Source organism: Streptomyces spinoverrucosus (genome assembly GCF_015712165.1).
In the GTDB taxonomy this organism is placed as follows: Bacteria; Actinomycetota; Actinomycetes; order Streptomycetales; family Streptomycetaceae; genus Streptomyces; species Streptomyces spinoverrucosus_A.
In genome coordinates, this window is record NZ_JADPZX010000005.1 from 16431 (window position 1) to 27922 (window position 11492).

Here is an 11492-nt window from a genome sequence, read left to right on the forward strand (position 1 = left end):
GGGGACACCAACGCCCGGCGGCGTTGTGCGCCAGGGTAATTCGCCATGCCACGCCACCCCTTCCACCAGATAGAAATATCCACCAGCGTGGGCATGGCGAATCAGATCAGACCAAAGGAAATTCGCACAAGATGCGTGTTATTAGCACATAGGTGCGTGTCGCCCGCTGGTCCCGACTCCCGGTCCCGTCAGCTGCTGTGGACGCCCACCTCGTACAGCGAGTAACCCCAGTCGGTGCCGCGGTCCAGGAACTGGACACGGACGTACCGGGCGGGTGTGGGGGTGAACCGCGCGGTGTCCAGCCCGCCGTCGCCGGCGGTCGTGGTGGAGGCGGTCCGCCAGTTCACACCGTCGGTGGACAGCTCGATGCGGTACGAGGTCCCGTACGCCCGCTCCCAGTCGAGCGTGACGCGCCCGACCAGGTTCGTGGCCCCCAGGTCGATCCGCAGCCACTGGTCGTCGCTCCAGTCGCTGGCCCAGCGGGAGTTCCGCGCGCCGTCCACGGCCCGGCCCGGCGCGTAGCTGGTGAACGGGTTCCACTCCGAGGAACTGGCCGCGGCCGAGGCCCCCGCCGCGAGGTTGACGCCGGCCTGGTGCCGCTCGGACGCCCCCCAGGTGTCGAGATAGGACTCGGCGCCCCGGAAGAGGTCGTCGACCACGTCCTGGCCCCCGACGCGGCGGATGTCCTCGATCCAGTCCGGGACGAGGCCGTAGTGGGCGGCTCCGTCGGTGTTCAGGTCCCAGGTGCGCTCGCCCGTGGTCTGCCGGTCGATCACGGAGCCGCCGTCGACGCTCTTGAAGGGGTACGTGACCTTGTTCGGGGCGTCCGCTCCGCGTGGTGCCGGCCAGCCGCCGACGCCGTTCATGTCGGTGCCGTAGCCGTAGCCGACGCCGTACTTGTCGCGCAGGGCCTGCGTGCGATCGGCCTCCGAGATGAAGCCCTCGGAGCCGTGCATGTACTGGGCGACGAAGCCGCCGAGGGAGTAGACCCGCTCGGTCCAGTCGAGGTCCATCCAGCTGTGCGAGGACAGCGCACCGGGGTAGGACTCGGCCTCGAAGATGTCGAGCACCCGGCCGGTGGCCTTGACGCTCATGTGGTCGATCTCCAGCATCATCTTGCGTTTCATCATGCCGCGCACGGCGTACTCACCGAGTTCGGTGAGACCGCGGACGTTGCACTGGGCGTCCGCGTTGTACGAGGGGACCTCCACACCGGCCGGGAGTTCCTGCTCGGCCGCGGGCGCCGCCGCTTGGCCGATGGGGTTGTCGTGCTGGGGTCCCGTGCACTTCTCCGTCTTCCAGAAGGTGCCGGTCGACAGGAACTGCCCGACGTTGATCGCCGTACCGAGCGTGCCCGAGTCGAAGCGGACCCCGCACAGCGCGTTGTCGAACTTGTGGCACAGGAACATGCTGCGCACGCCGAGTGCGTACAGCTCGTCCAGCCCCTTGTCGATGTCCTCCTTGTCGCACTGCGCGATGTCCAGGATCTGCTTGCAGCCGAACGGCTCGGAGGTCTCGACGCCCAGGATCACGGCCAGCTTGCCCTGCTCGATGACCTCGCGGGCCTGCGCGCTGTCGGTGACGATCCGGAACCAGCCCTTTCCGGGGCCGCCGTACATCTTGTCGACGTAGGCCTGGAGGTCGTACGTCAGCTTGGCCTGCAGCCGGATCGACGTCATCTCGTCGCAGCTGCGGTCCTTGAAGAAGTAGACCGAGCAGATCACGCCGTTGGTGACGAGGTCGTTGACGAGGACGCGCTGGCCGCCGCGCCAGGCCCGCTCGATCCAGGCGTAGTAGTTCTGCTGGTGGGTCAGCGAGTCGTGGGCGGGCCAGTCCTTGAACGTGGGCCAGCCGACCGGGTCGTGCCTGCCGTCACCGCCGTTGGTGATGAAGTCGAAGATGGCGAGAGAGCCGTCGGGGTAGTGCTCGGGGCAGTCCTTGAGCGCGTCGGCGATGCCGGCCTCGGAGAAGGGCTTGCCGCAGATGAGCCGTCCGCCGAACGCCTCGTTGGAGAACAGGTGGTTGTGCGCGTCGACGAAACCGCGCACCTCGCCCCCGGCGGTGGTGCCGGTAAAGGGTTCGCCGGTGACGTTGATCCGCGAGTCCGGTGCGGGCCGCGCGACCGGGTTCCACCAGTCGGTTCCGGCCGCCGAACTCGGCGCCGGGCCGAGGACTGTGGCCAGCACGAGGAGAAGCAACGACACGACGGTGACGTGTCTGCGGCGGTTCGGGCGTCGTGGAGCCATGGTCGTTACCCACGTCCCTCGGTCGGCGGGATGGCACGGTCGACGAGCCCGGCCCTTGTGGGACCGCTACTGACGGGTTGTCATGACCGGCGCGAGATATGCGACGAGGATGGCCAGCGGCGCATGGGACGTCAAGAGCCGTGCGCACTGGAGCCGTTGAGCAGTCGTGGTGCACCTGTGGCCCGGTCGCCGGACGTCTGCGGCGACCGGGCCACAGGCCGATGTCAGGTGTCGGGGCACTCCTTCCACGCCAGGTGGTAGATGGTGCTGATGTCCCCGTCGGTGGAGTCCATCGTCATGAAGCTGGTCTTGGCCGGGTCCGAGCTGCCCGCGCTGACCCGCAGCTCGGTGTTGATGTTGAAGTTGCGCTGGACACCGCACGGCGCCCAGACCAGCTGGGCCCAGTCGGTGGTGTCGGTGGCCTGCCAGTTGTCGTTGTAGGGGCCGCGGAAGGCGTGGTTCCTGAACTCGGTGTTCGGAGAGCCCTGGAAGTAGTACGAGGCCCGCTGGACGCTGCTGGCGCCCGACTGGAGCGCGGCGAAGCCGCGGTAGTCGGCGCTGGCGATGGCGTACGTGAAGCCCTGCGGCACATGCACGATCAGGTTGAGCTGGCAGTTCTTGCGGAACGCCGTCGGGTCGGAGTCGCCGCCGACCTGGGCGAGGTAGTCGCTGTAGGTCACCGTGAAGGCGGTGTTGTCCGGTGAGACGGCGACAGCGGCGGTGCCCTGCGGGCAGCCGGAGCCGTTCACCGTGGCGACCTTGATGACGATGCGGTCCGGGGGCGGGTCGACGATCCCGGTCGACGGGTCCTGTGCGGGTACGGCGGTGGCGAGCAGCGCGCCTATCGCGCTGCTCAGGAGCAGGCCGGCAGCCATGGTTCTCCCATCTGTGCGCTTCTGGTTTCGGGGGGTGGCAACCACGATGGTTCAGCGATGGTTTGGTCATGAACATGACAAGAAAGCCACTGTGCATGCCCATGCGGAGCCGATCGCGCCCCCGACCTGGGGGAAACTGTGAACACACTGTGAAGGTCGGGAGCGCTCGCATCGTAGGGGGTGGGGGATCGGGCGGCCAGGGCTGTATCCGGCCATCCCTGCCCCCCTGCTTCCCCCTCTACGGGCGGGCGGTCGGCAGCGCCGAAGTACCGGTAACGGACATGACGATGGAGTAGAGAGTGGTGTCGGCGGCGATGAACATGCGGTTCCGTTTGGCGCCGCCGAAGCGGATGTTGGCGACGGTGTCGGGGACCAGGAGGCGGCCGAGAAGGGTGCCGTCGGGGTCGTAGCAGTGCACGCCGCCGTCCATGGCCGCTGCCCAGAGCCGGCCCTGGTCGTCGAAGCGGATGTTGTCGAAATTGCCGATCGCGCACTCGGTGAAGACGCTGCCGTCGCCGAGGGTGCCGTCGTCGTGGACGTCGAAGACGCGGATGTGGTTGGCCCGGCTGTCCGAGACGTACAGCTGCCGTTCGTCGAGGGAGAAGACGAGGCCGTTGGGGCCACTGAAACCGTCGGCGACCAGCCGCACCTCGCCGGTGCCGGGGTCCACACGGTAGACGTTGCGGGCACCGATCTCGCTCTCGGCGCGGTGCCCCTCGTAGTCGGTGCTGATCCCGAAGTCGGGGTCGGAGAACCAGATCGAGCCGTCGGACTTCACGGCGGCGTCGTTCGGGCTGTTGAGCCTCTTGCCCTGGAAGCGGTCGGCGATCACGGTGACCGATCCGTCGTGCTCGGTGCGGGTGACGCGGCGGTTGCCCTGCTCACAGGTGATGAGGCGACCCTCGTTGTCCAGGGTGTTGCCGTTGGGGTGACCGGCGGGTGAGCGGAAGACGCCGACCGTGCCGGTGGTCTCGTCCCAGCGGAGCAGGCGGTCGTTGGGGATGTCGCTCCACACCAGGTACCGCCCGGCCGGCACGTAGACCGGGCCCTCGGCCCAGCGGCAGCCGTCGAAGAGGCTCTCCAGCTTCGAGTCGCCCGCGTGGCATCGGCCCGTGCGGAACCGGTCATCGAGGATGTCGTACAACTGCGGTCGCTCGCCGGGCATGTCGCCGTCCTCGTTCTCGTCATCGTCATCGTCAGCGATCCGGATGTTGATCTGGCCGATCCTCACTATGCAGAACGGCTGGCGGGGCGTCATCCGCCGGACGGCTGTCGAAGTCGACGTCCGGAGCGAGCACTGACGTCGACCGCTCGGCTGTCCGTACCCGGCCGACGGGCATCCGGTGCGCCTCACCCTGGACTGGGAGGAGAACGCCATCGACGGCGAGGCCGCGTACGCCATCAGTGCGTACCGGCCGCTCGCGGAGCTACGGCGAACTCGGGGTGGGGCCCATTCCCCGCAGCTGCCGGACGGTGCCGCCGAGCTTCGTGCGGAACGACTCGAGCATCTCCGGCTTCGCGCTGACCACCCACCGCGAGCCGACGAGGTACTTCCCGCCGTACACGCTCGCCGAGTCCAGCCACGTCTCCTTGTACTTCTCCTCGGGGAAGGTGGTGATGAGGTAGTCGGCCTTCGGGGTGTGGCACAGGCCCTGGCGGAGCTGTTCCGCCTCGATGCGGATCGTCGCCTTGCATCCGGTCAGGCCGGCGATCACCTCCACCTTGGCCGGTGCGACCACTCCGGCCGCCGGGGCGGCGGAGACCTCCGACGGCTTGGCGCCCCCGTCCACCCGGTCCGCACCGCCGCTGCAGGCCGTGGCCAGCGGAAGCACCGCCAGGCTTCCGACGATGACTGCGCCCCTGCCGGTCGCGAAGGGCAAGCTTCGGCCGCCGGGACCTCGCCGCTGCTGCTGGGGCACTTCGCCTCTCCATATGCGTGCCGATGCTGTCGTACTCGACCCGGGATACGGATGAAAGGCGAGGGTTGTTCAATGCGGTGACCACCCCCGCTTGTCGCACATAATGTGCAGGTAAGATTTTCAAGCAACAGGGGTGTGAGGCTGATGTCGACCCGTCGAATAAGAGGTGCCGCCTTCGCGGCGGCGGTGCTGGCCGGGGTCGCCGCCTGTTCCGCACCCAGCGAGGGTGGGAGCGGCGGCAGTCCGGCCGAGTCCGTCGTGATCGGCGTGCCCTCCGAGCCGAACACGCTCAGCCCGCTGCTCGGCTACGGCAAGGACGGCAACTCCAAGATCTTCGACGGGCTGCTCGCCCGGGACGCCGACCTGAGGCTGAAGCCCGCTCTGGCGACGTCGCTCCCCCAGGTCGCCGACGACGGCCTCACCTACACCTACTCCCTGCGCGAGGGCGTGAAGTTCAGCGACGGCGAACCCCTCACGGCGGCCGACGTGGTCTTCACCTACCAAACCGTCCTGAACGAGAACACCAACAACACGGCCAGGAGTGAACTGGACGCCGTCAAGGACGTCCGGGCGAGCGGTGACGACAAGGTCGTCTTCACGCTGAAGTACCCGTACGCGCCCTTCGCCGGGCGCACGGTGCTGCCCATCGTCCCCGAGCACATCGCCGGCAAGCAGGACCCCAACACCGGCTCCTTCAACACCGAACCGGTCGGCACGGGACCGTACGTCCTCTCCTCCTGGAGCAAGGGCGAGAAGCTCACCTTCAAGGCCAACCCGGACTACTGGGGCGGCGCGCCCAAGGTGAAGACGTTCACCATGGCGATCATCGCGGACGACAACGTACGCGCCACCCGGCTGCGCTCCGGCGATCTGGACGGCGCGGTCCTGCCGCCCAACCTCGCCGCCACCTTCAAGAGCGACGAGGGCACGAAGTCGTACGAGGCGAGGTCCTACGACTTCCGTACCGTCACCCTGCCGACGGCCGGCAAGGTCACCGGCGACCGCGCGATCCGGCAGGCGCTCGATGCCGCCGTGGACCGGAAGGCCATGGTCGACAAGGTCCTCGACGGCGCGGGCACACCGGCGTACGGGCCGCTGCCCGTGGACGATCCCTCGTTCGCCAAGGGCATCGAACGCACGCAGGACCTGGACAGGGCCGGGCGGATCCTCGACGAGGCGGGGTGGAAGACCGGCAAGGACGGTATCCGCGAAAAGGGCGGGGTGCGGGCCGCGTTCACGCTCCTCTACCCGTCCGGCGACAAGGTCCGCCAGGACCACGCCCTCGCCTACGCCTCCGACGCCAAGAAGGCCGGCATCGCGGTGACGGTGGAGAGCGCCACCTGGGAGGTCATCGAGCCGCGGATGAAGGACACCGCGGTCCTCGCGGGCTTCGGCAGCATCGGCGACCCCGACTTCGGCCTCTACACCCTGCTGCACTCCTCGCTCGCCGGCGACGGCTTCAACAACATGGCCCGCTACGACAACCCGGTCGTGGACCAGGCGCTCGACACCGGCCGCCGCACCCAGGCACCGGACCAGCGGAAGGCCGCGTACGAGAAGCTCCAGCGCGAGCTCGTGAAGGACCCCGGCTACACGTTCCTCACTCACATCGACCACCTCTACGTGCTGGCGGACCGCTGGGACGGGCTGACCACCCAGCTCGAACCGCACGAGCACGGCTTCGCCAGCGGGCCCTGGTGGAACATCGAGGACTGGCAGCCCAAGAAGTGACGCCCCTGCCCTGGGGAGCGATGGCACGCCTGGCGGGACGGCGGACCCTGTTCGCCGTCCCCGTCCTCCTCGTCGTGACCTTCGGCGTGTTCGCCATCGCCGCCGCATCCCCCTTCGACCCCGTCAAGGCTTACGCCGGCACGGCCGCGCTCGGTGCCGACCAGGAGACCCTGGACCGGCTGCGCGACAACCTCGGTGTGGACCAGTCCTTTCCCGCCCGCTGGTGGGAGTGGCTGACCTCCGCGCTCAGTGGTGACCTGGGCCACTCCAGCGTGCTGCGGCAGCCGGTGGCCCAGGTGATCGGCGAGCGGCTGGTGTGGTCCTCGCTGCTCTGCGCGGTCGCGTTTGCCGTGGCCGTGCTCGCCGGCACGCTGCTCGGGGTGCTCGCCGCCCGCCGTCCCGGGTCCATGCTCGACCGGGCCGTCACCTCGCTCGCGTACACCCTGGAGGCCGCGCCGGTCTTCTGGATCGCCCTGCTCGCCGTCTGGCTGTTCGCGCTGCAGCTCGACGTCCTGCCGGCGGGCGGGCTGACGGACACCGGCAGTGAACAGGTCACCGCGGGACAGGTCGCGAGCCATCTCGTCCTGCCCGCCGGTGTGCTGGCCGTGTCCCAACTGCCGTGGTTCGCCCTCTACGTACGGCAGGGGGTCGGCGACGCGCTGGCGGAGGACCCGGTCCGTGGCGCCCGCGCCCGGGGACTGAGCGAACGCACCGTCCTGCTCGGGCACGCCCTGCGCTCGGGACTGCTGCCGGTGCTGACCCTGATCGGCTCCCGTGTCCCCGAACTCATCACCGGAGCACTGCTGGTGGAGAGTGTCTTCAGCTGGCCGGGCATCGCCGCGGCCACCGTCGAGGCGGCAACCGCCGTCGACTTCCCGCTGCTCGCCGCCCTGACCACGCTCGCCACCGCCGCGGTCCTCGTCGGCAACCTGCTCGCCGACCTGCTGTACGGCCTGTTCGACCCGAGGGTGAAGCTCAGTGACATGTGACGTTGGTGACTTCCATGGCTGACACCGCAGTTGAGAAAGGGACACGGCGGCCCGGCGTCGCATGGCGCTCCGCCGGTACCGCCGCGCGCCGCTCGACCCGCACCCTGCGTGTGCGGGTCTCCGCCGCGCTGGTGGCCCTGACGGTGCTCGCCGTCCTGCTCGTCCCGCCGCTGGTGCAACTCGACCAGCAGGCCGTCGATCTGGCCGCCAAGCTGCGACCGCCGTCCTGGGCACACCCCTTCGGCACCGACGACGTCGGCCGGGACCTGTTGCTGCGCTGCGTGTACGGCCTGCGGGTCTCGCTGCTCGTCGGCGTGGCCGCGGCGCTGACGGCGACCGTGGTCGGCATCGCCGTCGGGGCCACCGCCGGGGCCCTGGGTGGCTGGGTCGACCGGGGCGTCATGCGTGTGGTCGACACCGTCGCGTCGGTACCCCACCTGCTGCTGGGCATCTTCATCGTCGCCATGTTCCGGCCGGGGGTCTGGCCGGTGGTCGTCTCGGTCGCCCTCACCCACTGGCTGTCGACGGCGCGCATCGTCCGCGCCGAGGTCCTCTCCCTGCGCTCCCGCCCGTACATCGACGCCGCCGTCTCCTCGGGCGCCTCGCGGTGGCGGGTGGCGGTACGGCACCTGCTGCCCGGTGTGCTGCCCCAGGCCGCGCTCGCCGCCGTGCTGATGGTGCCGCACGCCATGTGGCACGAGTCGGCCCTGTCCTTCCTGGGGCTGGGGCTGCCCACGCACACGGCGAGTCTGGGCACTCTCATCCAGACCGCGCGGGGCTCGCTGCTGGCCGGGCAGTGGTGGCCGACCCTCTTCCCCGGACTGTTCGTCATCGTGCCCACCCTCGCCATCGCCGGGCTGGCCGGCGCCTGGCGTGAGCGGATCAACCCGCGCCGCCGATCGGAGCTGATGCTGTGACCGAGCGCCTGCCCCAGCAACTGGACGGGGAACGCCTCAACGACCGGCCGGGCAAGCGCCGGCGCGGCCGGGCGAGGGAACGCCTCAACGACCGGCCGAGCGCCTGTCGGAGCAAGCGACCGAAGGCGCACCTCAACCTCCCGCCGGGCGAACGCCCGAGCGGCCGGCCGAGGGAAGGCCTGAGCGGCCCGTCGAGCGACCGCCCGTTCTGTCGGTGCGCGGCCTGTCGGTGCGGTTTCTCATGCCTGGCGGGCGTCGCGTCGCCGCCGTCAGCGACGCGCACTTCGATGTGGCGGCCGGCGAGTGCCTGGCGCTGATCGGCGAGAGCGGCTGCGGCAAGTCCGTGCTCGCCTCCGCCCTGCTCGGTCTGCTCCCGGCCAACGCCCAGACCGCGGGCGAGGCCCGGCTCGGCGACCTCGATCTGCTGTCCGCCGACGAACGGACCCTCGCCCGCCGGGTGCGGGGCCGCCTGATCGGGCTCATCCCGCAGAGCCCGGCCGCACACCTCACGCCCGTCCGTTCCATCCGGTCCCAACTGGAGGAGACCGTCGCGGAACTGACCGGCGTCCGGGGCCGGGCCGCCCTGCGCTCGGCCGCCGAGACGGCCGCCGAGCGTGCGGCGTTCCCCCTGGACCATCTCGACCGCTACCCGCACCAGCTCTCCGGCGGCCTCGCCCAGCGCGCCGCCACCGCGCTCTCCCTCGTCGGCGACACGCCACTGCTGCTCGCCGACGAGCCGACGACGGGGCTGGACCGCGACCTGGTGCACCGTACGGTCGACGAGCTGCGTCGCCACATCGACAGCCCGGACGCGGCGCACAGTGGCGGACGCGCACTGCTGATGATCACCCACGACCTGGCGGCAGCCGAACGCATCGCCGACCGGATCGCCGTCATGTACGCCGGCCGCATCGTCGAAATCGCCGACGCCACGGCCTTCTTCGGCTCGGCCGGCCCACGCCACCCCTACAGCCGCGGCCTCCTCCAATCCCTCCCCGACCGTGCCTTCACCCCCATTCCCGGCCTGCCCCCGGAACTCGGCAACCTCCCCGACGGCTGCGCCTTCGCCGCCCGCTGCGACCGGGCCACCGACACCTGCGCCGCTCTGCCGCCCCTGACCGAAGCCGTCGCCTGCCACCACCCCCTCGCAGGTCACGCCCCGGACGAGTCGCAGCCCGCCGCACCGGCCACGGAGGACATCCGTGCTTGAACTACGCGCCATCACCGCCGGATACGACCGTCACGCACCCGTCGTACGGAACGCCTCCCTGACCATCGCGCCCGGCGAGGCCGTCGGCCTGCTCGGCCCCAGCGGCTGCGGCAAGTCCACCCTCGCCCGCGTCACCGCCCTCCTGCACCGCCCCGACTCCGGAACGCTGCTCCTGGACGGCGCACCCGTACGGCACTGGCGTCACCGCGCATCCCGTGAGCTGCGCACCGCCTTCGGCGTCGTCTTCCAGCAACCCCGGCTCTCCGCGGACCCCCGGCTGAGGCTCACCGACCTGATCGCGGAGCCCCTGCGCGCCACCGGCCGCCGCGAGGAGATACCCGAGCGAGTCGCCGAGCTGGCCACCACCGTCGGCCTCACCCCTGACCTGCTTCGCCGACAACCCCACGAAGTCAGCGACGGCCAGCTCCAACGCGCCTGTCTCGCCCGCGCCCTTGTTCTGCGTCCCCGCTGGCTGGTGTGCGACGAAATGACCGCGATGCTCGACGCCTCCACCACCGCTGCCCTGGTCGCCGTCGTCGAGGACTACCGCGCCACCACCGGCGCGGGCCTGCTCGCCGTCGGCCACGACCGTACGCTCCTGCACCGCTGGTGCGACCGGACGGTCCCCTGGGAGACGGTGTGCGGTGAGGAGCCGATGCCCGTGGGCACGCCGCACTCCACCGGCCCCTGAATCCCCACGTGTGACACACGGCACATTCATGGATCGGGAAGGGCCGGAACCCGGGGGCGGTTCGGGCCGACTGCTCTTGCTGGGAGGTGCGTCTGTGACGACGGGTCGGAGTGGGACCGGGACGGCTGCCGAGGTGGGCGATGTGCAGGCGGGCGGCGCCTTGACCGCGCTGCTGACCTGCGCCATGGCCTTCTCGATGATGCAGTTGTTCCTGCTGGGGGCCCTGGGCCCGCGGCTGGTGGACGAGCTCGGCGTCTCCCCCACCGTGCTGGGGCTGACGACGACCGTCGGCTTCGCGACGGCGACCGTGCTGTCGCCCGTCGGCGGCCGGGTGGTGGACCGGGTAGGGCCTCGTCGGTGTCTGATCGCGCTGCTGGCGGTGTCGGCGCTGGCGCTGGCGCTCGTCGGTGCGGCGCCCGGCGCCGGTTTCCTGCTGGCGGCGGTCGCGCTCGGCGGGCTGCCGCAGGCGCTGGCCAACCCGGCCACGAACAAGGCGATCCTGGCCGTCGTACCGCCTGCCCGGCGCGGCTCGGTGACGGGGATGAAGCAGTCGGGGGTGCAGCTCGGAGCGTTCGCGGCCGGTCTGCCGCTCGCCGCGCTCGCCGGCCTCGCGGGGTGGCGGGGAGCGGTGTGGACGGCGGCGGGTGCCGCGCTCGTGGCGGCCGTGTGGGCGGCACGTGTGCTGCCCGGCGACCCGCCCGCGAAGTCCACCCCGGCGGCCTGGGTGCCGCGCGGCATGATCGCCTGGCTGATGGTCTTCTCGCTGCTGCTCGGCTGCGGTATCGCTTCCGTGAACACCTATCTGGCGCTGTACGGCGCTCAGCGGCTCGGCCTAGGCCCGACCGCGGCGGGCGCGCTGGTGGCCGTGCTGGGCGTGGCCGGGATCGCCGGGCGGGTCGGCTGGTCGAAGGTCG

The 11492-nt window shown here is 70.6% G+C and carries 10 protein-coding genes; 6 read left to right on the plus strand and 4 right to left on the minus strand.

What is annotated here, in order from left to right:
• Positions 1 to 188: 188 nt before the first annotated feature.
• The 4 genes from I2W78_RS39925 to I2W78_RS39940 all read right to left on the minus strand — a co-directional run bounded on the left by I2W78_RS39925 (position 189) and on the right by I2W78_RS39940 (position 5040).
• Complete coding sequence (locus I2W78_RS39925; protein ID WP_196465668.1) at positions 189 to 2246, minus strand: discoidin domain-containing protein; 2058 nt, start codon at positions 2244 to 2246, stop codon at positions 189 to 191.
• 224 nt (positions 2247 to 2470) lie between these two features.
• The gene (locus I2W78_RS39930; RefSeq protein WP_196465669.1) at positions 2471 to 3121 is read right to left on the minus strand and encodes a DUF4360 domain-containing protein; all 651 of its coding nucleotides are present in this window, start codon (positions 3119 to 3121) and stop codon (positions 2471 to 2473) included.
• Positions 3122 to 3359: 238 nt separating this feature from the next.
• Positions 3360 to 4286: an SMP-30/gluconolactonase/LRE family protein gene (locus I2W78_RS39935; RefSeq protein WP_196465676.1), complete on the minus strand. Its 927-nt coding sequence runs from the start codon at positions 4284 to 4286 to the stop codon at positions 3360 to 3362.
• A gap of 262 nt (positions 4287 to 4548) precedes the next feature.
• Complete coding sequence (locus tag I2W78_RS39940; protein ID WP_374222764.1) at positions 4549 to 5040, minus strand: hypothetical protein; 492 nt, start codon at positions 5038 to 5040, stop codon at positions 4549 to 4551.
• A gap of 144 nt (positions 5041 to 5184) precedes the next feature.
• Here I2W78_RS39940 and I2W78_RS39945 point away from each other — a divergent pair, with 144 nt between their 5' ends.
• The 6 genes from I2W78_RS39945 to I2W78_RS39970 form a co-directional block, all read left to right on the plus strand.
• The gene (locus tag I2W78_RS39945) at positions 5185 to 6771 is read left to right on the plus strand and encodes an ABC transporter substrate-binding protein (RefSeq protein ID WP_196465671.1); all 1587 of its coding nucleotides are present in this window, start codon (positions 5185 to 5187) and stop codon (positions 6769 to 6771) included.
• Between the two features lie 20 nt (positions 6772 to 6791).
• Positions 6792 to 7760 carry an ABC transporter permease gene (locus I2W78_RS39950; RefSeq protein ID WP_196465672.1) on the plus strand — a complete coding sequence of 323 codons (969 nt, stop codon included), beginning with the start codon at positions 6792 to 6794 and terminating at the stop codon, positions 7758 to 7760.
• 14 nt (positions 7761 to 7774) lie between these two features.
• Positions 7775 to 8677, plus strand: coding sequence for an ABC transporter permease (locus I2W78_RS39955; protein ID WP_196465673.1), 903 nt, complete (start codon positions 7775 to 7777; stop codon positions 8675 to 8677).
• A 241-nt stretch (positions 8678 to 8918) separates the two neighbouring features.
• Positions 8919 to 9887 carry an ABC transporter ATP-binding protein gene (locus tag I2W78_RS39960; RefSeq protein WP_196465674.1) on the plus strand — a complete coding sequence of 323 codons (969 nt, stop codon included), beginning with the start codon at positions 8919 to 8921 and terminating at the stop codon, positions 9885 to 9887.
• On the plus strand, positions 9880 to 10578 hold the full coding sequence (locus tag I2W78_RS39965) for an ABC transporter ATP-binding protein (protein ID WP_196465675.1): 699 nt from the start codon (positions 9880 to 9882) through the stop codon (positions 10576 to 10578). The genes I2W78_RS39960 and I2W78_RS39965 overlap by 8 nt, the downstream gene beginning before the upstream one ends.
• A 184-nt stretch (positions 10579 to 10762) precedes the next feature.
• Positions 10763 to 11492: MFS transporter (locus I2W78_RS39970; protein ID WP_196465677.1), on the plus strand; the 730-nt coding region annotated here is incomplete at its 3' end.

Coding starts and splice junctions, on each gene's coding strand:
- I2W78_RS39935 (WP_196465676.1), bottom strand. CDS start 4,286: ATGCCCGGCGAGCGACCGCAGTTGTACGACATCCTCGATGACCGGTTC.
- I2W78_RS39925 (WP_196465668.1), bottom strand. CDS start 2,246: ATGGCTCCACGACGCCCGAACCGCCGCAGACACGTCACCGTCGTGTCG.
- I2W78_RS39955 (WP_196465673.1), top strand. CDS start 7,775: ATGGCTGACACCGCAGTTGAGAAAGGGACACGGCGGCCCGGCGTCGCA.
- I2W78_RS39960 (WP_196465674.1), top strand. CDS start 8,919: ATGCCTGGCGGGCGTCGCGTCGCCGCCGTCAGCGACGCGCACTTCGAT.
- I2W78_RS39930 (WP_196465669.1), bottom strand. CDS start 3,121: ATGGCTGCCGGCCTGCTCCTGAGCAGCGCGATAGGCGCGCTGCTCGCC.
- I2W78_RS39945 (WP_196465671.1), top strand. CDS start 5,185: ATGTCGACCCGTCGAATAAGAGGTGCCGCCTTCGCGGCGGCGGTGCTG.
- I2W78_RS39950 (WP_196465672.1), top strand. CDS start 6,792: ATGGCACGCCTGGCGGGACGGCGGACCCTGTTCGCCGTCCCCGTCCTC.